Below are 26,635 nucleotides of genomic sequence, written 5' to 3' on the forward strand. Positions count from 1 at the left end.
GAAACCGGCATTCATGCCGGTACATATCAGGAACAATATGGCATTTCGGCCCGAGTCTCGCCACCCGAAAACCACCTGAGCGCCCCGATTGCTCGCCAGGAATCGCTGGTGTAAGGGATTTCTTAACATCCGACGAACCGGACCCGAACGCGGCTTGCCAGCAAAACAAACCCTTATCGCGCTCGGCGTGATCGCGGCCATGGCCTGCGTCAGCGGTTGCACGTCGACATCGCAGATGAAATCCGCGTCTTCCCTCACCGAAACAGCGACCGTCGCCGGCACCGATGCCGGCTTCACCATACCGTTGCCGGAGACGGTTTCGGTGCTGCCGGAACCGCCGGGGATTACGCCCGTTCAAACCGCTGAGTTGCCCGCCGGCCCGACCACACAGGCGGCCGCGGCAACCGCGGCCTTTGCCGGAGCGACCCCAACCGCACCGGCCGTGCCGGCGGTGATGACCGCCAATGCCTGGCAGGCGCCGCCGCCGGCTGGCGCCGGCGCACCAATCAAGGCGGCAGCCACCTACGCCACCGCCGGGCTCATCGTGCCGGCGATCGCCAGGAACGATCAGAAAGCCATGCCCGGCGTGCAGCAGGCGGCCTATGTTGTGCCGCAGAATCCGGCTGCCCTCGTCCAGTTTCCTGCCGCTCCGGTGCAGGAAGAGCATGCGACCGGCGTGCGCGGCGATATCGACCGGCTGATCGTAAAATACGCCGCGTTTTATCAGGTGCCGGTCGACCTTGTGCGCCATGTCGTCAACCGCGAAAGCACCTTCAATCCCAAAGCCTACAACAACGGCCATTGGGGGCTGATGCAGATCAAGCACGCGACGGCGCGCGGCATGGGCTATGACGGACCGGCCAGGGGCCTGTTCGATGCCGAAACCAACCTGAAATACGCCGTCAAATACCTGCGTGGCGCCTGGCTGGTGTCGGACGGCAACGCCAAGCGCGCCGACTGGCTCTACCAGACCGGCTACTATTTCGACGCCAAGCGCAAGGGCCTGCTCGAGGCGACCGGCCTCGGCGTCGACCGCAAGCGGCGCCGCCTGCTGCCCGACGCCTGAGCGAAATGCCCGAACCGCGCCCGCCGGCTCCGAACGACATCCGGCTGCGCAAGATCCTCGACGAGACGCTGGTTCCCGCGCACTGGTCGGATGGCTTTGTCATGCGCACCCTCGAGCCCGGCGATGCGCCGGCCTTGCATGCGCTGCTGACCGAAGTGTTCGACGATGGCGCCGACGGCCCGTTCGACGAATGGTGGCCACGCATCTCAGGCGACCCCGAATTCGATTCTGCGCTCTGTTTCCTCGTCATCGACGCCAAGGGCCTGCTGGTGGCGGCGGCGCTGTGCTGGACGAGCGCCTTCGTCAGGGATCTCGCCGTGCATCCGCAGGCGCGCGGCAGGGGCATCGGCGAGGCGCTGATGTGGCACGCCTTCGCCGTCTTTCGCGAACGCGGCGCAGACCATGTCGACCTCAAGACCAACACGGTGGAAAACGCCGCCGCTGTCAGGCTCTATCAGCGGCTTGGGATGAGCCCTGTCGCCTGGGAAGGCTGAAGCCGCGGCCCGGCCCACCGCCGCTCGCGGGCATCGCTCGGGAACCCAGAGCGCCGCTCCGCATTCAAAGAATGGTGGAGGGGTCCGACGAGCTTCCGGAGCCTCGAAGGCTTGCGTCGCCGTTCCGAAAGGAGATCCTCCGCCGCCATGAGGCTCTTTCACGCATTTGCCACGTTGGTCGCTGCCGCGATGATTGCGGCTGTGCCTGCGCGAGCCGTCGAATTGTCGATCGTATCGGGCGACACAGGAATCGGCATCAAGGTGCTGCGTGAAATCCTCGACCGCTATGAGAAGGACAGCGGCAACAAGGTCAGCATCGTCGTCATGCCGGCATCCGGGACCGACCAGTTCGGCCAGTACAGGCTGTGGCTTGCCGCCGGCAATAGCGATATCGACGTCTACCAGACCGATGTGATCTGGGCGCCGCAGCTCGCCAGCCAGCTCGTCGACCTGACCGCGGCGACCAAGGATGTCGTCGGCGCCCATTTCCCCTCGATCATCCAGTCGCAGACCGTCAACGGGAGGCTGGTGGCGCTGCCGATCTTCACCGATGCGCCGGCGCTCTACTACCGCAAGGACCTGCTCGACAAATACGGCGCCAAGGTGCCTGCCACCTGGAAGGAGCTGGCCGACACCGCCAGGCTGGTCATGGACAAGGAACGGGCTGCCGGCAACAAGGACATCTGGGGCTTCGTCTTCCAGGGCAATGCCTATGAGGGGCTGACCTGCGACGCGCTGGAATGGGTGATGTCGAACGGCGGCGGCCAGATCATCGAGCCGGACGGCACCATCTCGATCAACAATCCAAAAGCGGCGGCAGCGCTCGACACGGCCAAAGGCTGGGTCGGAACCATCGCGCCACCCGGCGTGCTGGCCTATCAGGAAGAGGAATCGCGCGGCGTGTGGCAGACCGGCAATGCGGTCTTCATGCGCAACTGGCCCTACGCCTATGCACTAGGCAATTCCGAAGGCTCGCCGATCAAGGGCAAGTTCGACGTAGCGCCGCTGCCGGCCGGCACCGGCGAAGGCGCGCGTCCGGCGGCGGTGCTGGGTGGCTGGAATCTTGCCGTGTCCAAATATTCCAGGCACCCGGACGCTGCGATCGGGCTCGTCAAATTCATCGCCTCGCCCGCGATGCAGAAATACCGCGCGCTGAGGAACTCCAGCCTGCCGACCATCCAGGCGCTCTATGACGATACCGACATCGCCAGACAACAGCCGATCGTTCCGCGCTGGAAGCAGATCTTCCTCAATGCGGTGCCGCGTCCCTCGGCCGCGGCCAGGATCAAGTACAACGAGGCGTCGAGCCAATTCTGGAACGCCGTCCACAAGACGCTGTCGGGCGATGGCACCGCGGGCGACAATCTGGCCGACCTCGAAGCCATGCTGACCAGGCTGAAGGGGCGTGGCTGGTGACGCCACAACGCGCCTCCATGTCCCGCCCGGCGCGAGGGATGACAGAAGCGGAGCCGAGGACTGAAGCCGTCGCGACCCACCGCCCGCGCTCGCGGCTGATGCGCCAGCGCGTGCGTTCGGCCTGGCTGTTCCTGGCGCCGATGCTCCTGGTGCTCGCCGCCGCTGCCGGCTGGCCGCTCGCCCGCACGGTCTATTTCAGTTTCACCGACGCTTCGCTGGCCGATCTTGACGCCCGCCAGTGGGCAGGCTTCGCCAATTACTTCTCGGTGCTGCGCATGCCGAGCGGCCGGGTGCTCTACGATGGCGTGCTGGCCGACCCGGTGTGGTGGAGCGCCGTCTGGAACACGGTGCGTTTCGCGGCCCTTTCGGTTACCTGCGAGACGATCCTCGGCATGGTCGTCGCGCTGGTGCTCAATGCCGAATTCCCGGGCCGCGGCATCGTCAGGGCGGCGATCCTCATCCCCTGGGCGATCCCGACCATCGTCTCGGCCAAGATGTGGCAGTGGATGCTCAACGACCAGTTCGGCATCATCAATGTGGTTCTGCTCAATCTCGGCCTGATCGACACCAAGATCGCCTGGACGGCCAACGCGGACACGGCGATGGCCGCCGTGCTGGTCGTCGACATCTGGAAGACGACGCCGTTCATGGCGCTGCTCATCCTTGCCGCGCTGCAGATGCTGCCGCGCGAGATCATCGAGGTCGCCAGGCTCGACGGCGCCAATCCGTGGCAGATCTTCTGGCGGGTGACCTTGCCGCTGATCCGGCCTGCGGTGATGGTGGCGGTGATCTTCCGCGCGCTCGATGCGCTGCGCATCTTCGACCTGATCTATGTGCTGACGCCCAACAACGTGCACACCAAGTCGATGTCGGTGTTCGCGCGCGAGAACCTGTTCGAGTTCGACAAATTCGCCTACGGCTCGGCCGCTTCGACGCTGCTGTTCCTCATTCTTGCGCTTCTCACCATGGCCTATATCCGGATCGGCGGGGTCAGCCTCGAGGGCGGGCGCTGAGATGTGGATCCTGAAGCGGACGGCTTTCTACCTGCTGGTCGCGGCCATCGTGCTGGTCGCGGTATTCCCCTTCTATTACGCCATCGTCACCAGCCTGAAATCGGGCACCGAACTGTTCCAGGCCGACCTCTGGCCGAAGACGTTCAGCCTCGGCAATTATCGCAACGTGCTGACCGAAGGCGCCTTCGCACGCAACCTGATCAACTCACTGGTGGTCTCCGGCGCGGTCGTCGCGCTCTCGCTGTTCCTCGGCGTCACCGCGGCCTACGCGCTGGCGCGCATCCGTTTTCGCGGCCGCTCAGCGCTACTATTCGCCATCCTGTCGGTATCGATGTTCCCGCAGGTGGCGGTGCTGGCCGGACTGTTCGAACTGGTGCGGATGTTCGGCCTCTACAATTCGCTTCTCGCGCTGATCTTCTCCTACATGATCTTCACCTTGCCGTTCACCGTCTGGGTGCTCACCGCCTTCGTGCGCGACCTGCCGGTCGAGGTCGAGGAGGCGGCGATCCTTGACGGCGCGACGCCGTGGATCATCATCACGCGCATCTTCCTGCCGCTGATGTGGCCGGCGCTGGCGACCACCGGGCTGCTCGCCTTTATCGGCGCGTGGAACGAGTTCCTGTTTGCGCTGACATTCACCTCCAACAACGCCCAGCGGACCGTGCCGGTGGCGATCGCGCTGCTTTCGGGCAATTCGCAGTTCGAGATCCCGTGGGGCAACATCATGGCCGCATCGGTGATCGTCACCGTGCCGCTGGTGCTGCTGGTGCTGATCTTCCAGCGCAAGATCGTCTCCGGCCTCACCGCCGGCGGCGTGAAGGGGTGAGGAGAAAATGTCGGAACCGGCCGCAGCGGCGCGTCCTTAGGTCTTAGAGCAACCGCGCCGGGACGCCGGCGCTGTGACCCAAGGAGCCGATCATGATCACCTTCCCCAACGAATCCGCCAGATACCGCGCCGCCCGCGAAAAGCTGCTGAAGAAGGAAATCGCGCTGCGCCGCGCCATGGAGGATGTGGCCGTGGCGCGCCGCGCGTTGCCGCCGGGCGGGCTGGTGCCACAGGATTACGTGTTCGAGGGGCTGGATGCCGAGGGCAGGGCGGCCGAGATAAAGCTGTCGCAACTGTTCGCACCCGGCAAGGACACGCTGATCCTCTACCAGATGATGTTCCCGCGCCATCCGCAGGAGACGCGCGACGTGGCAATAACGGGCGGCACGGCGAAGCTGGCGCGGCCGGACCAGCCATGCCCGTCCTGCACGGCGCTGCTCGACCAGTTCGACGGCGCCGTCGGCCATCTCCAGGCGGCCGGCTTCAACTTTGCCGTGGTGGCGAAAACCGCGCTCGAAAACCTCGTCACGCTCGGCCGCGACCGTGGCTGGCAGAACATGCGGCTGGTGTCGTCGGCCTCCAACAGCTTCAAGCGCGACTACAACGCCGAGGATGCCGACGGTGCGCAGATCCCGCTGCTCTCGGTGTTCCACCGCGACGCTGACGGCATCAGGCATTTCTGGTCGTCCGAACTCGGCTTCGCGCCGCCCGAACCCGGCCAGGACCCGCGCGCCATCGGCACCTGCGAGATCCTGTGGAACCTGATGGATTTCACCCCGGAGGGCCGGCCGAACTGGCACGAGCAGCTGCAATATGGCGAGGCATGCTGCCATTGACGGCAAGGCGCCCGGCGCAACTTCCGTGCATCTGCGGCGTTGGAATCCCGAGGGAACCATTCCGACCGGAGATTGCAGATGAAAACGCTTCTGACCATGACCGCCGCGGCCTTGCTCGCCGCCGCGCCCGCCGCGCTTGCCCAATCCACCGCCCAAACGACGCCGCTGGCGGCCGACAGCAAGGTCGACACGCAGACCTTCATCAAGACGGTGCCCGGCGCCAACGAGTTCGAGATCCAGTCGAGCAAGCTCGCCGAGCAGAAATCGGCGTCGGCCGACGTCAAGGCCTTCGCCAAACAGATGATCAAGGACCACACCAAGGCCGGCGAGGACTTCAAGGCGGCGCTCGCGCAGGGCCAGACCACCGCCTCGACCAAGCCGGCCGGCCCGGCGCTTCAGCCGAAAGAACAGGGCCAGCTCGACGAACTCAAGGCCGCCAGCGGCAAGGACTTCGACACCAAATACATCATGATGCAGACAGCAGCTCACAAGGACGCCGTCGCGCTCTTCAGCACCTACGCCCAATCGGGCGATGATCCGGCGATGAAGGAATTCGCCAAGAAGACGCTGCCGACGCTGAAGATGCACGAGAAGCATGTGAAGGAACTGGGCGCGGCGCATCAGGGGTGAGGGCGGTCGAGAGGGAGCTGAACCGCAGACGATAGCACTCTACGGCGCCCCCCTCTGTCCTGCCGGACATCTCCCCCTCTTGGGGGGAGATCGGCAGCTTGGGCGTCGGCGCTCTTTCTGCCCACGCTGAAAATTTGGCGAAAGCATTCGCGACAGCCAATCTCCCCCCCTGAGGGGGAGATGTCCGGCAGGACAGAGGGGGGCGCCGTAGGGCGGCGCGACGGCCAGGGTTCTTCCCATGCCTGCGTGGGACTACACTGCCGCACCACCCACCCGGGGAAGTACCCATGCCCAAACTCGACCTCGCATCCCTGCCCCTCCGCAAGGGCTCGGGCTATCCCGCGCCCTTCGATGGCCCTTGCGCCGGCCGCAGGCGCCGCAGGCTTGGCGATGCCGGCGGGCTCACCGATTTCGGCGTCAACCTGATGACATTGCCGCCCGGCGGCTGGTCCAGCCAGCGCCACTGGCACAGCCATGAGGACGAGTTCGTCTATGTGCTGGAAGGCGAACTGACGCTGGTCGAGGATGGCGGCGAGACGCTGCTCAGCGCCGGCGACTGCGCCACCTTCGCCAAGAACAGCGGCAATGGCCACCATTTGATCAACCGCTCGTCCACGCCGGCGCTCTACCTCGAGGTCGGCTCGCGCAACCCTGACGATGTCATCACCTGCTCCGACATCGACATGATGAGCCCGAGTTCGGACGGACGCTTCCTGCACAAGGACGGCACGCCTTATCCGGGGCAAGGGTGAAGGCTGGACAACGCGTCGGCGCCAGGGGGAGCGCCCTACGAGATTTCGCAGGCGAGGGACGAGTTCCGGCTCTGGACTGCGGGTCGGCGCTGGCGTTCCCCGGCCGGCACTATAAGCTCCCCCAAACCCAGGGAGCATCACCATGAAAAAAGAAATCATCGAAGTGCCCGTCATGTCGGACAAGGTGCGGGCGCTCGGCCTGCCCTGTTCGACGGCGGTGAAGGCCAACGGATTCGTGTTCATCTCGGCGACGCCGCCGGTGGACATGGTGACCGGCGAGATGGTGCGCGGCGACATCGAGGTGCAGACCGAGGCGTCGCTCAAGGCGCTGAAACACTGCCTGGAAGCGGCCGGCACCTCGCTGGACAATGTCGTGATGGTGCGCATCTACGCCGTCAATTCCGGCTTCTACAACGCGATTAACCGGGTTTATGCCAGGTACTTCTCGACCAACCCGCCGGCGCGGAGTTTCGTGCCGGTGGCTTCGTGGCCGATGGAGTTTGATATTGAGATTGAGTGTGTGGCGGTGGCGTGAGTGGGCTCCAATGGCCTGCATCCAAGTGAAGAGTAACCCCACTCCTCTACCTCGCCAAGGGGGAGAGGTTTTCTCTGTCACAGATACAGCAGATTCTAGATACGCTCGGTCAATGGTCGAAGCAAATTGAAGGTGTTTCTAAAACGAACCGGAATAAACGTTTGCAAAGAACAGTGTCGATTCGTCTGCCGACTATTTGATAGCGCTTAAGAATCCGAGGAGAAAGTGACCTTTGATTTCTCGTGGGTGTCATCGTCTCGGAATTTTTCACTGATTGGCTGTCGCCTTAAGCAAAATACTCCTGCAGCGGCCGCACTTCCAAACTCCCCGCCTTCAGCGCCGCGATCGCCTCGGCCACAGCCGCCGCTCCCGATAGCGTCGTGTAATACGGCACCTTCTGCATCAGCGTCGCGCGGCGCAGCGATTTGGAATCCGACACTGCCTTCTGGCCATCGGTCGTGTTGAAGACGATCTGGACCTGGCGGTTGCGGATGGCGTCTTCGATGTGGGGGCGGCCTTCCAGCACCTTGTTGATCTTCTCGGCGACGACGCCGTTTTCGGCGAGGAAGCGGGCGGTGCCTGAGGTGGCCATCACCTTGAAGCCGAGGCCGGCGAGGCGCTTGACCGCCGGTAGGATGCCTTTCTTGTCCTCGTCGCGCACCGAGACGAACAGCGTGCCGGAGCGGGGCAGATCAACACCCGCCCCGAGCTGGCTCTTGGCGAAGGCCAGGGCAAAATCACGGTCGAGGCCCATGACCTCGCCGGTCGAGCGCATTTCCGGACCGAGCAGGATGTCGACTCCGGGGAAGCGGGCGAAGGGGAAGACGGCTTCCTTGACCGCGATGTGGCCCGGATTGCGCGGGTCGGGCATGGCGCCATAATGGGCGAAGGCGTCTTCCAGGCTCTCGCCGGCCATGATGCGGGCGGCGATTTTCGCTATGGGACGTCCGATGGTCTTGGCGACGAAGGGCACGGTGCGCGACGCGCGCGGGTTGACCTCCAGCACATAGACCGTGCCGTCCTTGATCGCGTATTGCACGTTCATCAGACCGCCGACATTGAGCGCGCTGGCAAGGGCCGCCGTCTGCCGCTCCAACTCGTCGACCAGCTCCGAAGGCAGCGAGTGAACGGGGAGCGAACAGGCCGAGTCGCCCGAATGGATGCCGGCCTCCTCGATATGCTCGAGAATGCCAGAGACAAAGGTCGCCTTGCCGTCGCAGAGGCAGTCGACATCGACCTCGATGGCGCCACTGAGATAGGTGTCGAACAGCAGCGGGTTCTTGCCCAGCAGCGTGTTGATCTGGCCGGTCTTGTCGTTGGGGTATTTCTGCTTGATGTCCTCCGGCACCAGGCCGGGCACGGTGTCGAGCAGATAGGATTGCAGCATGCCCTCGTCATGGATGATCTGCATGGCGCGGCCGCCCAGCACATAGGAGGGGCGCACCACCAGGGGGAAGCCGAGCTCGCCGGCGACGAGGCGGGCCTGCTCGACCGAATAGGCGATGCCGTTCTTCGGCTGGCTGAGGTTGAGCTTGTGCAGCAGCTTCTGAAAGCGGTCGCGGTCCTCCGCCAGGTCGATCATGTCGGGCGAGGTGCCGAGGATCGGGATGCCGGCCTTCTCCAGTGCGTCGGCGAGCTTCAGCGGCGTCTGGCCGCCGAACTGGACGATGACGCCGACCAGCTCGCCCGACGCCTGCTCGGCGCGCAGGATCTCCAGCACGTCCTCCGCCGTCAGCGGATCGAAATAGAGCCGGTCCGAGGTGTCGTAGTCGGTCGACACGGTCTCGGGGTTGCAGTTGATCATGATCGCTTCATAGCCGGCGTCGCGCAGCGCAAAGGCCGCGTGGCAGCAGCAGTAGTCGAATTCGATGCCTTGGCCGATGCGGTTCGGGCCGCCGCCGAGGATGACCACCTTCTTGCGCGACGAAACCTGCGCCTCGTTGGCGAGCGCGCCGGCGAAGGGCACTTCATAAGTGGAGTACATGTAGGCGGTCGGCGACGCGAACTCGGCCGCGCAGGTGTCGATGCGCTTATAAACCGGATGAACGTCGAGCTTTTCACGAATCTTCTGAACGACTTCCACGTCGCTCTTCGTCAATGAGGCGAGGCGGGCGTCCGAAAAACCCATGGCCTTCAGCATGCGCAGATTGGCGGCGTCCTCAGGCAGGCCGTGCTCCCGGATGCGGGCTTCCATGGCGAGGATCCCGGCGATCTGCTCGAGGAACCACGGATCGATCTTGCACATAGCGTGCACGTCTTCCAGCGAGGTGCCCATGCGGATCGCCTGCGCCACCATGCGCAGCCGGTCGGGCGTCGGCGTGCCCAAGGCGGCGCGGATCGCGTTGCGGTCGTCGGCGCTGTTGGCGGAGCCAAGGCCGGGGATCTCGATCTCGTCGAGACCGGTGAGGCCGGTCTCCAATCCACGCAAAGCCTTCTGCAGGGATTCCTGGAAGGTGCGGCCGATGGCCATCACTTCGCCCACCGACTTCATCGCGGTGGTCAGCACCGGCTCGGCGCCGGGGAATTTTTCGAAGGCAAAGCGCGGGATTTTCGTGACGACGTAGTCGATGCTCGGTTCGAACGAGGCGGGCGTGGCGCCGCCGGTAATGTCATTCTCGAGCTCGTCCAGCGTGTAGCCGACGGCAAGCTTGGCGGCGATCTTGGCGATGGGGAAGCCGGTCGCCTTGGAGGCCAGCGCGGAGGAGCGGGAGACGCGCGGGTTCATCTCGATGACCACGAGCCGGCCATCGGCCGGGTTGACGGCGAACTGCACGTTGGAGCCGCCGGTCTCGACGCCGATCTCGCGCAGCACCGCGATCGAGGCGTTGCGCATCATCTGGTATTCCTTGTCGGTCAGGGTCAGCGCCGGGGCGACGGTGATCGAATCGCCCGTGTGCACGCCCATCGGATCGATGTTCTCGATGGAGCAGACGATGATGCAATTGTCCGCTCTGTCGCGGACGACCTCCATCTCGTACTCCTTCCAGCCGAGCACGCTCTCCTCGATCAGCACTTCGGTGGTCGGCGAGGCGTCGAGGCCGGACTGGACGATGTCGAAGAATTCGGCCCTGTTGTAGGCGATGCCGCCGCCGGTCCCGCCCATGGTGAAGGAGGGGCGGATGATGGCGGGCAGGCCGACATGGTCGAGCGCCTGGGCGGCGATCGCCATGGCGTGGCTGATGTAGCGCTGCTTGCGGTCGCCTTCGCCGAGGTTCCAGCTTGTCTCCAGCGCGTCGAGCGCGGCGTCGAGATTGTCGGGCTTTTCGGCCTTCAGCGCCGCGCGCTCGGCCTCATGCGTCTTGCGGTCGGCATTCTTGACGTCGGTGGCGTTGGCCAGCATCGACTTCGGCGTTTCCAGGCCGATCTTCTTCATCGCCTCGCGGAACAGCGCCCGGTCCTCGGCCTTGTCGATGGCCGTGGCGTCGGCGCCGATCATCTCGACATTGTAGCGCTCCAGCACGCCCATGCGGCGCAGCGACAGCGCGGTGTTGAGCGCGGTCTGGCCGCCCATGGTCGGCAGCAGCGCATCCGGGCGCTCCTTGGCGATGATCTTGGCCACGACCTCGGGGGTGATCGGCTCGATATAGGTGGCGTCGGCCAGTTCCGGGTCGGTCATGATGGTGGCCGGGTTGGAATTGACCAGGATGACGCGGAAACCCTCTTCCTTCAGCGCCTTGCAGGCCTGGGTGCCGGAATAGTCGAATTCGCAGGCCTGGCCGATGACGATGGGGCCGGCCCCGATGATCAGGATCGACTTGATGTCGGTGCGTCTTGGCATCTTTATGAATTCCGTTCGGCGAGCGGCTTGCACGAAAAACCGGGACGGGAGACCCGGCCGGTTGTGCTTGCGATTCTGGTATCAGGCTAGGAGGGCCTTATAGGGAAGAGTTTTGCGGGATGTAACCCCGAAAATGAGGGCAGTAGGGCAGTAGGGCAGTAGGGCAGTAGGGCAGTAGGGCAGTAGGGCAGTAGGGCAGTAGGGCAGTCACTCCAGGCACTTCACATATTGCCTTACTGCCCTACTGCCCCATTGCCTTCCAAACTAATGCCCAAACGCCACGGCATCCGTAATCTCGAATCGCTCCGAGATGCCGACGCGGATCATGCTGAGGCTGCCTTCGCGGGTGAAGCGGAAATCGCTGTCGCCGTCGGAGCCGGCGGGCAGTCCGCCATAGAAGGAGATGACGCGGCTGCCGCCGTCCGGCCAGGTCACGGTGACGTCGGCCTTGTCGCTGCCCTTGTGCTCGACGCTTGCCGCGCAAAGGGTCATCGGCTGGCCGACATTGCGCGCACAGGGAATTTCAATGGCGGCGCCTCCGGCGGTGGCCTCCGCCTGTGCCGGATTCTCCCCAGTGCGCGGTTCATTCGCCACCAGCGCCAGGCCGTAAGCATCCTGCATGGCGATCACCGCGGCGGATTTCGGCGTGGTTGCGGGGGCAGCCGCATTGTCGGCTCCGCCTAGCCGCGCCGTCAGGTCGGGCGGCTGAGCGGCCGCGGGGCTGGCGGCGCCGAGCGCCTGGCCTGCATTGTTGGTCGCGGCAGCGGCCGCATCCGCCTGATCCGGATCGGGCGGCGAAGCCGGATTGACGGGGTTCAGGTAGCGGGCAGGGGTCCAGCCGCTGATTTTCGGGTTCTCGGCCTCGACCTTGCACCATTGCCGGCCGTCTACGTCGATGCAGCCGAGATTGTTCACGCTGGCGCCATTGGCCAGACGCGCCTCGGTCTTGCCGATCGGCGATGGCTGGGCGCGGACGTTGAGGAGATCGTCGGGGGCGAGGCCGGTGACGATGGAGATGAACGGCCCCTCTTCGGCATGGGCCACCGTCAGAAGCAAAGGAGCGGCGATCAGCGCGAAGAGCGTCGTTCGGAGCGTAGACCAGCGCTTCATCACTTCGCCGTGGCCGATAGATTGCATTACCAAAGGCACCGCCAGATACGAAAACGCCGCCACACGCGAAGCCGATTTTATAGGCGACGACGCTGCGCCATGTCCAGAAGCGAGATTTTCTTCCGGCAGGGACGGAGCTGCGTGAGGGCGATGATCGGAGAGCGGGGAGAGAGCTCAGCCTGGCATGCGCTTGCTCGCGGCATGAATGCAAAAAGCATTCAGCCGGGCATGAAGCCGGTTCGCAGCGCATGGGCCCATTCGGGCCGTCCCGCCTGTTCGGCCTGGCCAGCGGCCGCCTCGTGATCGTAATCGACGGCGATGGCCTCGAAACGGTCGGGCCGGCCGGGCTCGCCTGAAGTGACGATGCCATAGCGCGCATGCGGCGCGCCCTGCTCGGAGGAATGCGCCGGCGGCGTCGAGTCTTCATAGGCGGGACAGCCGACGCTGCCCGGGTTGAAGATCACCGGACCGCCGGGCAAGCGGATCAGTTCGGCCCGGTGGCTATGGCCGCACAGGGCCAGGCGGCAGGCCGGATCGAGCGCCTTCAACCGCCGCCGGATCGCCGCCAGCGGCGCACGCACCAGCCGGCCGTCGGCGATCGCATCGAGCAGGTATTTCTCGTCGTGATCGGGCCTGGCATGAAAAGCGATCACGCCGGGCGCGATCTCCAGCGTCAGAGGCTGGGCGAACAGTACCTCGCGCTGCGCCCCGGTCAGCCGTTCCTGCGCGTAGATGTCGGAGGCCCACATGGTCTCATCGGCCGGATCGGCGGCGACGCGGCGGTCATGATTGCCGCGCACGGTCGGCAGGTCCAGCGCTTCCAGCCGCGCAAACGTCTCGCGCGGCCAGAGCGGACCCGAAACGCTGTCGCCGAGATTGACCGTGATATCCGCGCCGCCGCGCCGCTCGAGGTCGGCGAGCACGGCGTCAAGCGCCAGAACATTGCCGTGGATATCGGCGAGGACAGCAATGCGCATGGGAGCTCCGGTTGTGAGGCAGCGTTTCCTCTCCCCATTACCGTGGGGCGAGAACCCAGATCCCGCGAGGTCAGGCCGTCACTTCGATATCATGGCCGCCGACGGCCGGCAGCGCCGGATCGTCCCCTGCGGCGGCAATAATGCTGTCGAGCAGGCCGGGGAAACGGGCATCGAGATCGGCGCGGCGCAGCGTGATCATGCGGTTGGTGCCGGCCACTTCTGCGCGAGTCACGCCGGCCTCGCGCAGCTTTGCCAGGTGGTAGCTCAGATTGGTCTTCGAGGCGAGATCGAGGAATTTGCTGCAGTTCAGCGGCACGCCTTCCTTGCTGGCGAGATAACGCACGATCGCCAGCCGCGTCGGGTCGCCGAGCACGGCGAGCACGATCGGCAGGCTGATCTGGTCCGTATTGGGATGTGGCAGGCTCATGGCTGCAACCTAAGCACAGTTCCGGCCGATTTCAACGCACCCGCTCCGCGTCTGCCCTGCACACCGCTCTCCCTTTCACGATCGTGCTGACACAGGGCTGTCAGGATGGTTGTGCTATTTTTTCCTGGCTTCATTGACATCCTGCCGGGTTATGTCCAATTGTTCAATAACCTTTGAACTAAGGACACATCGCCATGGACAAGCGGATCTTCTGGCTTGCGCTCGGATCGTTTGCGATCTCGACCGAAGGCTTCGTTGTCTCCAGCCTTCTACCCGACATCGCCAGGGATGCCGGCATCTCCGTTCCGCTCGCCGGCACGCTGATCACCGCCTTCGCGCTCGCTTATGCGGTCGGCACGCCGATCCTGGCGACGCTGACCGGCGAATGGGACCGGCGCCGCGTCATCCTGTGGACGCTGGTGTTCTTCGTCATTGGCAACGTTGCCGCGGCCTTGAGCTCCTCCTTCGAAGTGCTGCTCGCCGCGCGCATCATCATGGCGCTGTCGTCTGGCCTGTTCGCGGCGACCGCGCAAGGCACGGCGGTGGCGCTGGTCGATGACCATCACCGGGCCCGCGCCATTGCCGTCGTCGTCGGCGGCACCACGGTGGCGGTAGCGGTGGGCGCCCCGCTCGGCGCGCTGGTCGCGGCGATAGCCGGCTGGCGCGGCACGTTCTATGCCATCGCAGGCCTCGGCGCGCTCGCCGGCGCCATCCTCTGGTATCGGCTGCCGCGCGGCATCATCGGCACCAAGCTGCCGCTGAAGCGCCGGCTGGCGGCGGCAATGCGTCCCGGCGTGATGCCGATCCTGGTGACGACCACGCTTGCCCTCATCGGCGCCTTCACCGTGTTCAGCTTCATCGCGCCGCTGGCCATCGAAGCCAGCGGGCTCTCCCCGATAGCGCTGCCCGGCATGCTGCTCGCCTTCGGTGTCGGCGCCGTCATCGGCAACATCGCCGGCGGCCAGGCCGCGGACCGGTTTGGCGCGACGCGCACCGTCGGCTGGTCGCTGGCGCTGAGCGCTGCCATGCTCGTCACCTTCTCGCTGATCCCGGCCTTTCTGCCGCATCATCTCGCCGGGCCGGCGCTGATGGGCATGATGGTGCCATGGGGCATCGTCGGTTGGGCCTTTCCGCCGGCGCAGGCGAGCCGCATCATCAAGCTCGCCCCCGACGCTGCCCCGATCGTGCTGTCGCTCAATGCCTCGGCGCTCTACCTCGGCGTGGCGCTCGGCGCGGTGGTTGGCGGCGCCGTGCTGCGCTATGGCGGTCCGGCCGATCTGGGCCTCATCGCGGCCGTCTTCCCCGTCGTCGGGCTCGGCATCGTGCTGGCCGGCCGGATGCTGGCGCGGCCGGTCGCCATGCCGGCGGAGTAGAGGGTGCCGAGCTTTTCGTCACTGGTTCTTACGCGGCCGCTTCAACTGGAGGGAGCGGCCGCCGGCGTTTCGAGGTCCAGAGAGGCCACATCATCCAGCGTCGCACGCAGCTTCGCGGCTTGCTCCGCGCCGATCATCTCCTCGAAGCGCTGCTGGGCGACACTCCACAGCCTGATCGCCTCTTCGAGCTTGGCCTGGCCGTGCGGCGTCAGCCGGACGCGCTTGACGCGGCGATCGTCCTTATCGGGGAAAGTTTCGACATAGCCGTCGCGGACCAGCGGCTTCAGCGTATGGCCGAGCGCCGAGAGATCCATGATCAGCGCCTCGGCAACGGTCCCCATCGCCGGTTCGCTGCTGGCACTGATCTGAAAGAGCAGGCCAAATTGCGTGCCTTTCAGCCCGGAAGGCGCAAGCGCGTCGTCGTAGAAGCGGCCGAGCCTGCGCGCGGTGCGCCGCAAGGTGGCATTGTTGCATCGGCTGAATCCCGGTTGCTGAAGATCGGTCATGTCAACTCCTCGCTGGCAAAGCCTGTGCCAGCCTGCCCGCAGAAATAGTTTTCGCGGCCGCCGTTGACAAGATAGTGGCATATACCTACTTCGCCGAAAGTGGCATATGCCACCAATTGACGATCGAGAAGCTCGGCAGCCGGCGCATCCGTCGAAGCCGAACCAGAGCGAAGAGCGCGAAAGGAACAGGACAATGAGCAAGAATGAGAACAAGGGCACCGCCGTCATCACCGGCGCTTCCTCCGGCATCGGCGCTGTCTATGCCGACCGGCTGGCGGGGCAGGGCTATGACCTGGTGCTGGTGGCGCGCCGCGCGGACCGGCTCGAGGAATTGGCTGAAAGGCTGCGCTATGCCTACAGCCGCAAGGTCAGCGTGATCAGTGCCGATCTGGCCAACGACGATGATGTGCGGCGGGTGGAGCGGACGGTGTCGACGGATGACAGCGTCACGCTGTTGGTCAACAATGCCGGGCTTGGTGGTGCGCAGGTGGTTGCGACGGCGGACGCCGATGCGGCTGAACGCATGATCAAGGTCAATGTGATCGCCCTGACGCGGTTGACGCGTGCTGTGCTGCCGGGATTTCTCGCGCGCAACCGCGGCGCTATCGTCAACATCGCCTCGGTGCTGGCCTTTGACACCTCGTTCGGCGGCATCTACAGCGGCACCAAGGCCTATGTCGTCAACTTCACCGAAGCCCTGCAGCGCGAGGTTGCCGGCACCCATGTCCAGGCGCAGGTGGTGCTGCCGGGGGCGACCCGGACCGATTTCTGGGAAGTCGCGGGAAGCGATATCGACCAGCTTCCGAAGGAAATCATCATGACCGCCGACGATATGGTCGATGCTGCCCTTGTCGGCCTGGCCAGGGGCGAAGCCGTCACCGTGCCCGCGCTTGCCGATACGGCCAAGCTGGACGCCTTCCTTGGCGCCCGGCAGACCTTCTACGGCAGCCTGCACGCCGACAAGCCAGCCGCACGCTACGCGGCTTGACAGGATTCGGGTTCCTCGCCTCGCCTTGCGGGGGCGAGGAACCCAGGTTCTGCAGGCCCATCTTACGCCTGCCGCCACATCGGAATGATCGATGCCGCCAGCACCAGGCCGAGCAGGATATTGAGCGCGCGCCATTGCTGCTCGGTCTTCAGCAGCCGGGCGAGCAGCATGCCGGCCACACACCATAGCGACAGCGAGAAGGCGGCGGTGAGGCCGAAGGTGGAGCCGAGCAGCAGGGCCAGCCGCGCCGGCCCGTCGGCGAGTGCGGCGAAGGATGCCGCGGCTCCAAGCCCCATCGCCCAGCCCTTGGGGTTCAGCCACTGAATGCCGGCACCGCCGAGAAAACTGTTCGGTTTGATCATCGTCACATCGAGCTTGGGGGCCCCCGCACGGCCGATCTTGAGCGCCAGCCAGACGAGGTAGAGCGAGCCGGCGATCTTCATGGCAAGCTGCAAGGACGGCATGGCGAGAAGCAGGCCGGCCAGCCCGGCGGCCGCCGCCCCGGTGACGGTGGCCAAGCCGGCCGCGCTGCCGACCACCAGCGGGATGGAGCGGCGAAAGCCGAACTGCGCGCCCGACGCCGTCGACAAGGTGGTGGCGATGCCGGGCGTGCTGGTCGCCACCAGGGCGAACAGGATCAGGGGGATGACGGGTTGGAGCATGCGGCGTCCTCAGTCGGAGGCCCCATGGTAGATGCAGCCGAATATCAGTAAATGCAATATTTGCGATGACGGGCATTAGCATCTATAATGCAGGCATGATCCGCAACCTCGATACGACGCTCATGCGCACCTTCGTCACCGTCGCCGACAAGGCCAGCATGACGGCGGCGGCCAATGCGCTGCACCTGACGCAAGGCGCCGTCAGCCAGCAAGTCCGGCGGCTGGAGGAGGCGCTCGGCCGCAGCCTGTTCGAGCGCGACCGGCGCGGCTTGCGGCTGACCTCTTCCGGCGAGCGGCTGTTCGGCAAGGCAAAGCGGCTGCTCAGCCTCAACGACGAGATCTGGGCCGAAATGGCTGCCAATGTCGTGGCCGGCCAGGTGCGGTTCGGCGTGCCTTACGACCTTGTCGGCACGACGCTGGCGCCGGTGCTGAAAGCCTATGCGCAAACCTATCCGCAGGTCGAGATATCGCTGGTCTGCGCCTCCTCACCGGAATTGGCCGCGGCGCTCGCGGCCGGCACTATCGACCTGGCGGTCATCGAGGAGCGGGTGGGGGCATCGGATGGCGAGTGCCTCGCCATCGATCGGCTGGTGTGGGTCGGCGCCAAGGGCGGTGTCGCGCGCGCCAAGCGCCCCCTGCCGGTCTCGATGGTCGCCGACAGCTGCGCCTTCCGGCCGGTGGTGCTTTCGGCGCTCCACGAGCATGGGCTGGAATGGCGCACCGTGTTCGAGAACGGCAATATCGACGCGACGACCGCAACGGTGCGTTCCGATCTGGCCGTCACCACCTGGCTGGCCTCCACGGTGCCGGCCGATCTCGACATATTGCCGTCCGAGTCCGGCCTGCCGCCGCTGCCGAATTTCTCGATCAACCTGCATCTGCCGAGGCACGGCGTCGGCCCGGCGGCGCAAGCGTTCGCACGGCATATACGCGACGGGCTGGCGCGCCGGCCGCAGGCGGCTTGAGGGAATTTTCAGAACCTGGTTTCCTCTCCTCCACGTTCGTGGAGGAGAGGAAAAGAAGCGTTTACTTCCAGGTCCTGCGCCGCTCGAGCTCGGCGTCGGATGGCTCCCCCGTGACAAAGGAACCGGTCTTGATTTCGCCGGCGCGCTCGTAGGTCGCCATGATGACGCCGGTGCTGGAAGCCTGCGAGCGGGTCAGCTTGAAGGCGGCCGGCATCGCGTCATCGCCGAACAGCCGCTTGCCCTTGCCCAGCAACAGCGGGAAGATCATCAGCCGAATCTCGTCGATCAGCCCATTGGCGAGCAGGGTCTGGATCAGATTGGCCGATCCCTGGATGAGCAGGTCAGGTCCATCTTCCTGTTTGAGGCGGCGCAACGCCGGGACGATATCAGGCCCAAGCGATTGCGTGTTCTGCCAGGTGAGCGAATCCGGACGATGCGTCGCTACGTATTTGGTCGCAGGGTTGAAGGCATCCGCGATCGGATCTTTCTGATACGGCCAGTATGCGGCGAATATGTCGTAGGTTCTGCGGCCGAGCAACAGGGCGAAGGGTTTGGAGAATAGTTCATCCATTGCCGCGCCCGCCACTTCGTCAAAATAGTGGAACGTCCAGCCGCCGAACTTGAAGCCGCCGACGGGATCCTCCTCCGGGCCGCCCGGCGCCTGCATGACGCCGTCGAGGCTGACGAATGTCGCCGCTATGATCTTTCTCATGGGATGCTCCTCCTGTTTCGATCCACGCCGTCAGGGCCGGACTTCAGCCCAAGGACGGATGACTGGCTGGCCGTCCGACAGGGCGTGCCGAATTTCGGTTCGTCAGACCCGAGGCCGCGCATCGAGGCTGCGTGACGAAAACCAGACATGCTCAAAGATCGCGGTGGCGGTGCGGTCCGGCAACTTGTCCGCTGTCAGCCAGATCGAGCGGCTGCGCGCGGCCTGGTCGCGCGTCGGGATTTTTGCCGCGAGACTTGCAACCGACGCGCCGGAGCAAGGGATGAACCAGGAGCGCATGAAAGGGTCGCAGGCAAAACCGTTTTCGGTGCGGGTCACCAGAACGGCCAGGGGAACGCGCTCGGCCGGGCGCCACGGGAAGATCATGCGGCCGTCCGGCTTCAGCGCCTTGAGCCAGCCGGGTGGAGGTGCCGCGACGCCGGCATTGACATAGATGACGTCCGACGGCGGCAAATCCGATGTGACGGCATCGCCAGGAATGACAGTGACGTTCTCGTAGCCCGCAAGGTTTGCCTTTGCCCGCGAGGCAAGATCGGCGTCCAGTTCGAAGGCGGCAACGGTGCCGCCAGGTGAAACCAACCTGGCCAGCAAAGCCGTGTAGTAGCCGGTGCCGGCGCCGATGTGAGTGACAGCCTCGCCGGGCCTGGGCGCGAGTTTCCCGATCCACATGGCGTGCAGGAACGGCTCGCCATTGTTGATGCCCTTGTCGGCATCGAGCACCACCAGCACGTTCTGATAGATGAAGCGCGGGTCGGCGCTCGGGGTCTCGACCGCGCCTTGGCCGGCGACGATCGTCCATGGGCCAGGACCGAGAAACGCCTCGCGCGGCACGGCCGCGAACACCTCTTCAAGACGCGGATCGGCGGAACGCGCCTGGGCAGCCATCAGCTTGGCATAGAAGCTTCGGGATTGGGCTATCGTGGTCATGATCGACCGAGAAATAGCGCGGGCCGCGTCTTTGTCGCGGCCGATCTCAGCCGATCCCGAACAGCGTGTCGTAGAGCAGCTTGAAGTTGAGCACCAGGATGATGGCGGCGACCACCCAGGCGAGCGCCGCAACGCCGCGCGGGATGGCAAGGCTGCCCATCTTCTTCCTGTCAGAGACGAACTGGACCAGCGGGATTACCGCGAAGGGCAGTTGCATCGACAGGATCACCTGGCTGAACACCAGCAACTGGCCGGTGCCCTTTTCGCCGTAGAGCGCGGTGACGACCACCACGGGGATGATGGCGAGGCCGCGCGTCAGCAGGCGCCGCGCCCATTGCGGAATGCGCAGGCGCAGGAAGCCTTCCATGACGATCTGGCCGGCAAGCGTGGCGGTCACCGTCGAGTTCAGGCCGGAGGCGAGCAGCGCCACGGCAAACAGGATCGAGGCGATGCTCAGGCCGAGCAGCGGCGACAGCAGTTCGAAAGCCTGGCCAATCTCGGCGACGTCCTGGTGGCCGGTGTTGTGGAAGGCGACCGCCGACACGATCAGGATCGAGGCGTTGACGAACAGGGCCAGCATCAGGGCGATGGTCGAGTCCGTCGTTGCCCATTTGATGGCGTCGCGCTTGCCCTCGTCGGTGCGTTCATAGGCGCGGGTCTGCACGATTGAGGAGTGCAGATAGAGATTGTGCGGCATGACGGTGGCGCCGATGATGCCGATGGCGATGTAGAGCATCGCCGGATTGGTGACGATTTCGGATGACGGCACGAACATCGAATGCAGGATCGTGCCGGCCGGCGGCGCGGCGACGAAGATCTGGATGGCAAAGCAGCTGAAGATGATGATCAGAAGCGCGATGACGAAGGCTTCGAGATAGCGGAAGCCCTTGTTCATCAACAAAAGCACCAGGAAGGCGTCGAGCGCGGTGAGCATGGCGCCGCCGATCAGCGGAATGCCGAACAGGAGCTGCAGCGCGATCGCGGTGCCGATCACTTCGGCGAGGTCGCAGGCGATGATGGCGAGCTCGCAGGCGATCCACAGCACGAAGTTCACCGGACGCGGGTAGTAGGCGCGACAGGCCTGGGCGAGGTCGCGGTCGGTGGCGATGCCGAGACGCGCGGCCAGCGCCTGCAGCAGGATCGCCATCAGGTTGGACAGCATGATGATGAACAGCAGCGTGTAGCCGAACTGGGCGCCGCCGGCGAGGTCTGTCGCCCAGTTGCCCGGGTCCATATAGCCGACCGAGACCATATAGCCCGGCCCCATGAAGGCAAACAGGCGACGGAACCAGACGCCCGAATTCGGTACGGCGATCGAGGAGTTGACCTCGCGCAGGCTCGGCTGCTCATCGCCTGGCCTGTCGAACCGCCACGCTGGTCTGGCTATGGCGGTGGCGTCGGTCTCGGACATGGCGAATTCCGCTTGATGCAATGGATGATGTCTCCTATCTATGTCGCGGCTCAACATTATGCAATATGCTATATTTCATTGATCATGCTTTTGTGATGTGATCGATCGTGCTCCGACGCGGCGGCGATGCGGTTGCGCCTGGGCCCGAATGCAAATAAACGCCAGGATTGTGGGGGCCCGTGCTATGAATGCGGGCCGATTCAATCTTCGGGCAGCCAAGGAGGAGCGCATATTGGCGCTGAAGAACAGACCGGTCCCGCGTGAGCCGCTGCCCGATGCCGATGTCCATTCGGAAGGGTTCCGGCAGACGCGCGAAGCGCGCCGCAGCGCGCTGGTCGAGGACTATGTCGAGTTGATCGCCGACCTGATCGAGGACGGCAACGAGGCTCGCCAGGTCGACATCGCGGCCAGGCTGGGGGTCGCCCAACCGACAGTGGCCAAGATGCTGACCAGGCTGTGTGCCGACGGGCTGGTCTCCAGAAAGCCTTATCGCGGCGTGTTCTTGACCGAAGCAGGTCGCAAGGTCGCGGAAGAGAGCCGCATTCGCCACCAGACGGTGGAGGCTTTTTTGCGTTCGCTCGGCGTCAGCGCCGAGACGGCGCGCATCGATGCCGAGGGCATAGAGCACCATGTCAGTGCCGAGACACTGGAAGCGTTCCGCAAGGCGATGACGGCGGGCTAGGGACTTTGCCAAGCCGTTGGCTCGTTTCGCCGGCGATGCCATAGACATTCCACAGTCGCGGCCAGAGCAGCGGAGCCAACATGCCAGCACGGCCACGGCTGCGAAAAATGCTGTGACTTGGCGCAACCATTGAGATAATTGTTTATGAGGTGGAGCCGGCCTCGCGCCGGATCGACCAGTAAATTCGCAGCGCGGGGAGTTGCCATGCTCTGGAGAGGCCGTCGTCAGAGTGACAATGTCGAGGACCAGCGCAGCAGCGGCGGCGGCGGATTTGGTGGCGGCGGACCCGGCCAGTTCCGCATTCCGATCGGCGGCAGCAGCGGCGGCGGCATGTCGATCTCGACCATCATCATCCTCGTCGTGCTCTATTTCGGCCTGAAAGCCTTCGGCATCGATCCGATCCAGGTGCTGAGCGGCGGCGGTGGAGGCCTGCTGCCTGGCGGCGGCGAGATAACGGACAACAGCGGCAGCCAGGGCGGGGGCACCGGTGCGCCGGCTTCCGACGAGATGAAGCAGTTCGTGGCAACCGTGCTGGCCGAGACCGAGGACACATGGACAGGCATTTTCAAGGCCAACGGACTGACCTATGAGGACCCCAAGCTGGTGCTGTTCAGCGGGCAGATCCGCTCGGCCTGCGGCTTCGCCTCGTCGGCGGCCGGACCGTTCTATTGCCCCGGCGACCACAAGGTCTATCTCGACATGACATTCTTCCAGCAGCTGGACCAGCAGTTCGGCGCCTCGGGCGAGTTCGCGCGGGCCTATGTGATCGCGCATGAGGTCGGCCATCACGTGCAGAATCTGACCGGCATCATGTCCAAATTCAACCAGATGCGGCAAAGCATGGGCGAGGCCGAAGCCAATCAAATGTCGGTGCGCGTCGAGCTTCAGGCCGACTGCTTCGCCGGCGTCTGGGCGCATTACACGGCGCAGAAGGGCATATTGGAGCAAGGCGATATGGAAAGCGCGCTCAATGCCGCCAGGCAGATCGGCGACGATACGCTGCAGAAGAAGATGCAGGGCTACGTAGTGCCGGAAAGCTTCAACCACGGCACGTCGGCGCAGCGGCAGACCTGGCTGGCGCGCGGCTACAAGAGCGGCAAGCTTTCCGACTGCGATACGTTCAACAACCCGATCTGAGCATCCGGTTCTTTCACGGGTGACCTGACGGCAAGGATGTCGTCAGGGGGTGTCAGGATGCGAACGTCCTGCTTGTTCCCTCATTGTTCCTGACGGCCTGCTCGCCTATAAGTGCCTCCGCCTGCGCGCCAGGCGCCGGGAAGGAGCAGACGAAACCATGATCGATCCCAAAACCGCCAAGCGGGGGCTTGCGCTCGTCTTCACGACGCTGCTCCTCGACATCATCGGATTCGGCATCATCATGCCGGTGCTGCCGGCCTACCTGCAAGAATTGACCGGCGTCGGCGTCTCGGAGGCGGCGATCGTGGGCGGATGGCTGTTCTTCGTCTATGCGGCCATGCAGTTCTTCTTCGCGCCCGTCATGGGCGGGTTGAGCGACCGGTTCGGCCGGCGGCCGATCCTTCTCGCCTCTGTGCTGACGTTTTCCATCGACAATCTGATCTGCGCCATAGCCTGGTCCTACCCGATGCTGTTCATCGGGCGCGTGCTGGCCGGCATTTCGGGCGCCAGCTATTCGACCACATCAGCCTTCATCGCCGACATCTCGAACGATGAGAACCGGGCCAAGAATTTCGGCCTGCTCGGCATCGCCTTCGGCGTCGGCTTCGTCATCGGGCCCGTCCTTGGCGGACTGCTCGGCACCTTCGGGCCGCGCGTGCCGTTCTATTTCGCCGCCGGACTTGCCTTGGTGAACTTCCTGATCGCGCTGTTCCTGCTGCCCGAAACGCTCGATGAAAAGCACCGCCGCCGCTTCGAGTGGAAGCGCGCCAACCCAGTCGGCACGCTTCTGCAGATGCGCCAATATCAAGGCATTGGCTGGATCGGGCTCGTCTTCTTCCTGATGACGCTCGGCCACATGATGTATCCGGCGGTCTGGTCGTTCGTCTCCAACTATCGCTATGGCTGGAACGAGCAGCAGATCGGTTTTTCGCTCGGCGCTTTCGGCCTGTGCGGAGCCATCGTCATGGCAACGGTGCTGCCACGCATCATTCCCAGGCTTGGCGAGTGGAGGACGGCGGTGATCGGTCTGGCGTTCACGGCGCTCAGTGCTTTCGGCTACGCCTTCGCGACGCAGGGTTGGATGATTTATGCGGTGATCGTCGTCGGCTGCCTGGAAGCGCTGGCCGACCCGCCGCTCAGGAGCCTCGCCGCCGCCAAGGTGCCGCCTTCGGCGCAGGGTGAATTACAAGGCGCGATGACGTCGATCTTCTCGATCACATCGATCGTCACGCCGCTGCTCTATACCGCGATCTTTTCCTGGTTCACCGGGCCAAGCGCGCCAGTGACCTTCGGCGGTGCGCCTTACCTGGTTGGCGCGGTTTTCCTAGTGCTGGCGCTCGTTGTCTTCGTTACGAAAGTGGCGAGGCCTGCGGCACTCGGAACCGTCACCAAAGGCGTCGCGGAAGATGGGGCACGAATATGAGGATCTGTCGGAACTAAGCCCGTTCGGCCAGCAGTTCCTCGCCGCGCTTTTCGCGGATCAGGTTGACGAAGCGGCGGAACAGATAATGCGAATCCTGCGGGCCGGGCGAGGCCTCGGGGTGGTGCTGGACCGAGAATACCGGCCGGCCTGTCAGCGCGATGCCGCAATTCGAGCCGTCGAACAGCGAGACATGGGTTTCCTCGACGCCTGATGGCAGCGAGTCGGCGTCGACGGCAAAGCCGTGGTTCATCGAGACGATCTCGACCTTGCCTGTAGTGTGGTCCTTGACCGGATGGTTGGCGCCGTGATGGCCCTGATGCATCTTGGCGGTCTTGCCGCCCAGCGCCAGCGCCAGCATCTGGTGGCCGAGGCAGATACCGAACACCGGAATCTCGGTCCTGAGCAGGTCCTGGATGACCGGCACGGCGTAGGCGCCGGTGGCTTCAGGGTCGCCGGGGCCGTTGGACAGGAAGATGCCGTCCGGCTGCATGGCGAGGATTTCCTCGGCGCCGGTCTTGGCCGGAACCACGGTCACCTTGGCACCAAGCCCCGCAAGCAGGCGCAGGATGTTGCGCTTGACGCCATAGTCGATGGCGACGACATGCATGGAGGGCTCGTCCTGTTCGCCAAAGCCCTCGTCCCACACCCAAGGCGTCTCGCGCCACACCGAGGACTGGCCTGACGTGACCTCCTTGGCGAGGTCGAGGCCGATCAGGCCGGACCACGCGGCGGCGCGGCGTTTCAGGTCGTCAAGATCGAAGACGCCGTCGGGCGCATGCGCGATAACGGCGTTGGGCATGCCCTTTTCGCGGATCAACGCGGTCAACGCGCGGGTGTCGATGCCCGAGAGGGCGACGATGCCGCGCTTCTTCAGCCATTGATCGAGATGGCCGGCAGCGCGGTAGTTGGAGGGATTGGTGACATCGGCCTTGAACACGGCGCCGACGGCACCGGCGCGAGCAGCCGGATTGAGGTCCTCGATGTCTTCGCCGTTGGTGCCGATATTACCGACATGCGGGAAGGTGAAGGTGACGATCTGGCCGGCATAGGACGGATCGGTCAGGATCTCCTGATAGCCGGTAAGCGCGGTGTTGAAGCAGACCTCGGCGACCGCCGAACCCGTTGCGCCGAGACCGCGACCCTCAATGATGGTGCCGTCGGCCAGCACCAGCAATGCCGTCGGTTTCTCGGTGGCCCAAGCGGGGGTGGACGCGGTGTCGGCCATGGCGGCACTCCTATCAGGCCGCGCGCTTCAAACAGGCCCGGCGGGCTATTTGCGCGGCAAACGGCGCGGAGCGGCGAATTCGCTGCCTCCACGCACTCAAGCTTCAGTTCATGCAAGGCCCAGTACATAGGGGAAGGGGGCAGGTCGGTCAATGATGATGGGAAATGCCGCTACGATTTATTTCATTGAGCAATATCATAGGCTTGCCTCGACATATCAGGGTTTGCGTTGGTCCGCACCGGGCGCTATTGTCCGCGCCGACCGAAGGAGAGAGCACGATGCGCGCAAAAATCGCCGAATCCCTGAAGAGCGCGATGAAGGCGCAGGACAAGCACCGGCTGCCGACATTGCGGCTGATCCAAGCCGCCATCCACGATCGCGATATCGCCAATCGCGGTGCCGGCAAGGAACCGGCCAGCGACGAGGCGATCCTGCAGATCCTGGCCAAGATGGTGAAGCAGCGCGAAGAATCGGCCAAGGCCTTCGAAGACGGCAAGCGTCCGGAACTGGCCGCGCAGGAGCGCAGCGAGATGGAGATCATCCGCGATTTCCTGCCGACGCAGCTCGACGATGCCGCCATCACCGCCGCGGCGCGCGAGGCGATCGCGGCGACCGGTGCCGCCAGCCAGAAGGACATGGGCAAGGTGATCGCGGCACTGAAGCAGAAATATGCCGGCCAGATGGATTTCGGCAAGGCAAGCGGCATCATCAAGGGGCTTTTGCAATAGTCGGCGCGTCGAGCGCGA

26 protein-coding genes are annotated in these 26,635 nt (G+C 64.7%); 16 read left to right on the top strand and 10 right to left on the bottom strand.

Going from position 1 to position 26,635, the window contains the following annotated elements:
* Positions 1 to 154 precede the first annotated feature (154 nt).
* The 9 genes from FJ959_RS21810 (at position 155) to FJ959_RS21850 (ending at position 7,568) form a co-directional block, all read left to right on the top strand.
* Positions 155 to 1,066, top strand: a complete 912-nt coding sequence (locus tag FJ959_RS21810) for a lytic transglycosylase domain-containing protein (protein ID WP_140631926.1) — start codon at positions 155 to 157, stop codon at positions 1,064 to 1,066.
* A 5-nt stretch (positions 1,067 to 1,071) separates the two neighbouring features.
* Positions 1,072 to 1,560 carry a GNAT family N-acetyltransferase gene (locus FJ959_RS21815; protein WP_140516793.1) on the top strand — a complete coding sequence of 163 codons (489 nt, stop codon included), beginning with the start codon at positions 1,072 to 1,074 and terminating at the stop codon, positions 1,558 to 1,560.
* A 147-nt stretch (positions 1,561 to 1,707) separates the two neighbouring features.
* Complete coding sequence (locus FJ959_RS21820; RefSeq protein WP_140631929.1) at positions 1,708 to 2,976, top strand: ABC transporter substrate-binding protein; 1,269 nt, start codon at positions 1,708 to 1,710, stop codon at positions 2,974 to 2,976.
* A gap of 98 nt (positions 2,977 to 3,074) precedes the next feature.
* Positions 3,075 to 3,989, top strand: coding sequence for a sugar ABC transporter permease (locus FJ959_RS21825; protein WP_181171778.1), 915 nt, complete (start codon positions 3,075 to 3,077; stop codon positions 3,987 to 3,989).
* A 1-nt stretch (position 3,990) separates the two neighbouring features.
* Complete coding sequence (locus FJ959_RS21830; RefSeq protein WP_140582062.1) at positions 3,991 to 4,815, top strand: carbohydrate ABC transporter permease; 825 nt, start codon at positions 3,991 to 3,993, stop codon at positions 4,813 to 4,815.
* Between the two features lie 92 nt (positions 4,816 to 4,907).
* Complete coding sequence (locus tag FJ959_RS21835; RefSeq protein WP_140631935.1) at positions 4,908 to 5,651, top strand: DUF899 family protein; 744 nt, start codon at positions 4,908 to 4,910, stop codon at positions 5,649 to 5,651.
* Positions 5,652 to 5,729: 78 nt separating this feature from the next.
* Positions 5,730 to 6,281, top strand: a complete 552-nt coding sequence (locus tag FJ959_RS21840; RefSeq protein WP_140495937.1) for a DUF4142 domain-containing protein — start codon at positions 5,730 to 5,732, stop codon at positions 6,279 to 6,281.
* 287 nt (positions 6,282 to 6,568) lie between these two features.
* Positions 6,569 to 7,033 carry a cupin domain-containing protein gene (locus FJ959_RS21845; protein WP_140556002.1) on the top strand — a complete coding sequence of 155 codons (465 nt, stop codon included), beginning with the start codon at positions 6,569 to 6,571 and terminating at the stop codon, positions 7,031 to 7,033.
* A gap of 142 nt (positions 7,034 to 7,175) precedes the next feature.
* A complete protein-coding gene (locus tag FJ959_RS21850) occupies positions 7,176 to 7,568 on the top strand; it encodes a RidA family protein (protein ID WP_013530107.1) in 393 nt (130 codons plus the stop codon).
* 286 nt (positions 7,569 to 7,854) lie between these two features.
* Here FJ959_RS21850 and carB read toward each other — a convergent pair whose 3' ends face one another.
* The 4 genes from carB to FJ959_RS21870 all read right to left on the bottom strand — a co-directional run bounded on the left by carB (position 7,855) and on the right by FJ959_RS21870 (position 13,860).
* On the bottom strand, positions 7,855 to 11,346 hold the full coding sequence (gene carB, locus FJ959_RS21855) for a carbamoyl-phosphate synthase large subunit (RefSeq protein ID WP_140631938.1): 3,492 nt from the start codon (positions 11,344 to 11,346) through the stop codon (positions 7,855 to 7,857).
* A gap of 264 nt (positions 11,347 to 11,610) precedes the next feature.
* Positions 11,611 to 12,456, bottom strand: coding sequence for an SH3 domain-containing protein (locus tag FJ959_RS21860; protein ID WP_140566962.1), 846 nt, complete (start codon positions 12,454 to 12,456; stop codon positions 11,611 to 11,613).
* 218 nt (positions 12,457 to 12,674) lie between these two features.
* A complete protein-coding gene (locus FJ959_RS21865) occupies positions 12,675 to 13,433 on the bottom strand; it encodes a metallophosphoesterase family protein (protein WP_140495933.1) in 759 nt (252 codons plus the stop codon).
* 70 nt (positions 13,434 to 13,503) lie between these two features.
* Positions 13,504 to 13,860, bottom strand: a complete 357-nt coding sequence (locus FJ959_RS21870) for a helix-turn-helix transcriptional regulator (protein ID WP_140495932.1) — start codon at positions 13,858 to 13,860, stop codon at positions 13,504 to 13,506.
* A 194-nt stretch (positions 13,861 to 14,054) separates the two neighbouring features.
* Here FJ959_RS21870 and FJ959_RS21875 point away from each other — a divergent pair, with 194 nt between their 5' ends.
* Positions 14,055 to 15,233, top strand: coding sequence for an MFS transporter (locus FJ959_RS21875; protein WP_140560655.1), 1,179 nt, complete (start codon positions 14,055 to 14,057; stop codon positions 15,231 to 15,233).
* A gap of 41 nt (positions 15,234 to 15,274) precedes the next feature.
* On the opposite strand, the gene FJ959_RS21880 is transcribed toward FJ959_RS21875, so the two are convergent.
* Positions 15,275 to 15,739: a MarR family winged helix-turn-helix transcriptional regulator gene (locus tag FJ959_RS21880; protein ID WP_140495930.1), complete on the bottom strand. Its 465-nt coding sequence runs from the start codon at positions 15,737 to 15,739 to the stop codon at positions 15,275 to 15,277.
* 193 nt (positions 15,740 to 15,932) lie between these two features.
* On the opposite strand from FJ959_RS21880, the gene FJ959_RS21885 reads away from it, so the two are divergent.
* Entirely contained in the window at positions 15,933 to 16,727 is a 795-nt protein-coding gene (locus tag FJ959_RS21885) for an SDR family oxidoreductase (RefSeq protein ID WP_140560656.1), read from the top strand.
* A 62-nt stretch (positions 16,728 to 16,789) separates the two neighbouring features.
* On the opposite strand, the gene FJ959_RS21890 is transcribed toward FJ959_RS21885, so the two are convergent.
* The gene (locus FJ959_RS21890) at positions 16,790 to 17,389 is read right to left on the bottom strand and encodes a LysE family translocator (RefSeq protein ID WP_140495928.1); all 600 of its coding nucleotides are present in this window, start codon (positions 17,387 to 17,389) and stop codon (positions 16,790 to 16,792) included.
* Between the two features lie 95 nt (positions 17,390 to 17,484).
* On the opposite strand from FJ959_RS21890, the gene FJ959_RS21895 reads away from it, so the two are divergent.
* Positions 17,485 to 18,354 (top strand): LysR substrate-binding domain-containing protein, encoded by an 870-nt coding sequence (locus FJ959_RS21895; RefSeq protein WP_140524953.1) that lies wholly within the window; start codon positions 17,485 to 17,487, stop codon positions 18,352 to 18,354.
* A gap of 61 nt (positions 18,355 to 18,415) precedes the next feature.
* Here FJ959_RS21895 and FJ959_RS21900 read toward each other — a convergent pair whose 3' ends face one another.
* The 3 genes from FJ959_RS21900 to FJ959_RS21910 form a co-directional block, all read right to left on the bottom strand.
* Positions 18,416 to 19,066 carry a dihydrofolate reductase family protein gene (locus tag FJ959_RS21900; RefSeq protein ID WP_140524852.1) on the bottom strand — a complete coding sequence of 217 codons (651 nt, stop codon included), beginning with the start codon at positions 19,064 to 19,066 and terminating at the stop codon, positions 18,416 to 18,418.
* 102 nt (positions 19,067 to 19,168) lie between these two features.
* Positions 19,169 to 20,011, bottom strand: coding sequence for a protein-L-isoaspartate O-methyltransferase (locus FJ959_RS21905; RefSeq protein WP_181167698.1), 843 nt, complete (start codon positions 20,009 to 20,011; stop codon positions 19,169 to 19,171).
* Between the two features lie 46 nt (positions 20,012 to 20,057).
* Positions 20,058 to 21,422, bottom strand: coding sequence for an Nramp family divalent metal transporter (locus tag FJ959_RS21910; RefSeq protein WP_140524851.1), 1,365 nt, complete (start codon positions 21,420 to 21,422; stop codon positions 20,058 to 20,060).
* Positions 21,423 to 21,654: 232 nt separating this feature from the next.
* On the opposite strand from FJ959_RS21910, the gene mntR reads away from it, so the two are divergent.
* The 3 genes from mntR to FJ959_RS21925 all read left to right on the top strand — a co-directional run bounded on the left by mntR (position 21,655) and on the right by FJ959_RS21925 (position 24,664).
* Complete coding sequence (gene mntR / locus FJ959_RS21915) at positions 21,655 to 22,104, top strand: manganese-binding transcriptional regulator MntR (RefSeq protein WP_181165236.1); 450 nt, start codon at positions 21,655 to 21,657, stop codon at positions 22,102 to 22,104.
* Between the two features lie 204 nt (positions 22,105 to 22,308).
* Positions 22,309 to 23,241, top strand: a complete 933-nt coding sequence (locus FJ959_RS21920; RefSeq protein WP_140555992.1) for a neutral zinc metallopeptidase — start codon at positions 22,309 to 22,311, stop codon at positions 23,239 to 23,241.
* Positions 23,242 to 23,398: 157 nt separating this feature from the next.
* The gene (locus FJ959_RS21925; RefSeq protein WP_140631941.1) at positions 23,399 to 24,664 is read left to right on the top strand and encodes a TCR/Tet family MFS transporter; all 1,266 of its coding nucleotides are present in this window, start codon (positions 23,399 to 23,401) and stop codon (positions 24,662 to 24,664) included.
* A gap of 13 nt (positions 24,665 to 24,677) precedes the next feature.
* Here the strand turns inward: FJ959_RS21925 and carA are convergent, their stop codons facing one another.
* Positions 24,678 to 25,889 (bottom strand): glutamine-hydrolyzing carbamoyl-phosphate synthase small subunit, encoded by a 1,212-nt coding sequence (carA, locus tag FJ959_RS21930; RefSeq protein WP_140582026.1) that lies wholly within the window; start codon positions 25,887 to 25,889, stop codon positions 24,678 to 24,680.
* Between the two features lie 278 nt (positions 25,890 to 26,167).
* Between carA and FJ959_RS21935 the strand changes: the two genes are divergently transcribed.
* A complete protein-coding gene (locus FJ959_RS21935) occupies positions 26,168 to 26,617 on the top strand; it encodes a GatB/YqeY domain-containing protein (protein WP_140524847.1) in 450 nt (149 codons plus the stop codon).
* The last annotated feature ends 18 nt before the right edge of the window (positions 26,618 to 26,635 follow it).

The organism is Mesorhizobium sp. B2-2-4, assembly GCF_006442375.1.
In the GTDB taxonomy this organism is placed as follows: Bacteria; Pseudomonadota; Alphaproteobacteria; order Rhizobiales; family Rhizobiaceae; genus Mesorhizobium.

Coding starts and splice junctions, on each gene's coding strand:
- FJ959_RS21885 (WP_140560656.1), top strand. CDS start 15,933: ATGAGCAAGAATGAGAACAAGGGCACCGCCGTCATCACCGGCGCTTCC.
- FJ959_RS21895 (WP_140524953.1), top strand. CDS start 17,485: ATGATCCGCAACCTCGATACGACGCTCATGCGCACCTTCGTCACCGTC.
- FJ959_RS21860 (WP_140566962.1), bottom strand. CDS start 12,456: ATGAAGCGCTGGTCTACGCTCCGAACGACGCTCTTCGCGCTGATCGCC.
- FJ959_RS21910 (WP_140524851.1), bottom strand. CDS start 21,422: ATGTCCGAGACCGACGCCACCGCCATAGCCAGACCAGCGTGGCGGTTC.
- FJ959_RS21870 (WP_140495932.1), bottom strand. CDS start 13,860: ATGAGCCTGCCACATCCCAATACGGACCAGATCAGCCTGCCGATCGTG.
- FJ959_RS21825 (WP_181171778.1), top strand. CDS start 3,075: ATGCGCCAGCGCGTGCGTTCGGCCTGGCTGTTCCTGGCGCCGATGCTC.
- FJ959_RS21900 (WP_140524852.1), bottom strand. CDS start 19,066: ATGAGAAAGATCATAGCGGCGACATTCGTCAGCCTCGACGGCGTCATG.
- FJ959_RS21875 (WP_140560655.1), top strand. CDS start 14,055: ATGGACAAGCGGATCTTCTGGCTTGCGCTCGGATCGTTTGCGATCTCG.
- FJ959_RS21815 (WP_140516793.1), top strand. CDS start 1,072: ATGCCCGAACCGCGCCCGCCGGCTCCGAACGACATCCGGCTGCGCAAG.
- FJ959_RS21905 (WP_181167698.1), bottom strand. CDS start 20,011: ATGACCACGATAGCCCAATCCCGAAGCTTCTATGCCAAGCTGATGGCT.
- carA (WP_140582026.1), bottom strand. CDS start 25,889: ATGGCCGACACCGCGTCCACCCCCGCTTGGGCCACCGAGAAACCGACG.
- FJ959_RS21865 (WP_140495933.1), bottom strand. CDS start 13,433: ATGCGCATTGCTGTCCTCGCCGATATCCACGGCAATGTTCTGGCGCTT.
- FJ959_RS21890 (WP_140495928.1), bottom strand. CDS start 17,389: ATGCTCCAACCCGTCATCCCCCTGATCCTGTTCGCCCTGGTGGCGACC.
- FJ959_RS21845 (WP_140556002.1), top strand. CDS start 6,569: ATGCCCAAACTCGACCTCGCATCCCTGCCCCTCCGCAAGGGCTCGGGC.
- FJ959_RS21935 (WP_140524847.1), top strand. CDS start 26,168: ATGCGCGCAAAAATCGCCGAATCCCTGAAGAGCGCGATGAAGGCGCAG.
- FJ959_RS21830 (WP_140582062.1), top strand. CDS start 3,991: ATGTGGATCCTGAAGCGGACGGCTTTCTACCTGCTGGTCGCGGCCATC.
- FJ959_RS21880 (WP_140495930.1), bottom strand. CDS start 15,739: ATGACCGATCTTCAGCAACCGGGATTCAGCCGATGCAACAATGCCACC.
- carB (WP_140631938.1), bottom strand. CDS start 11,346: ATGCCAAGACGCACCGACATCAAGTCGATCCTGATCATCGGGGCCGGC.
- FJ959_RS21925 (WP_140631941.1), top strand. CDS start 23,399: ATGATCGATCCCAAAACCGCCAAGCGGGGGCTTGCGCTCGTCTTCACG.
- FJ959_RS21835 (WP_140631935.1), top strand. CDS start 4,908: ATGATCACCTTCCCCAACGAATCCGCCAGATACCGCGCCGCCCGCGAA.
- FJ959_RS21920 (WP_140555992.1), top strand. CDS start 22,309: ATGCTCTGGAGAGGCCGTCGTCAGAGTGACAATGTCGAGGACCAGCGC.
- FJ959_RS21850 (WP_013530107.1), top strand. CDS start 7,176: ATGAAAAAAGAAATCATCGAAGTGCCCGTCATGTCGGACAAGGTGCGG.
- FJ959_RS21820 (WP_140631929.1), top strand. CDS start 1,708: ATGAGGCTCTTTCACGCATTTGCCACGTTGGTCGCTGCCGCGATGATT.
- FJ959_RS21840 (WP_140495937.1), top strand. CDS start 5,730: ATGAAAACGCTTCTGACCATGACCGCCGCGGCCTTGCTCGCCGCCGCG.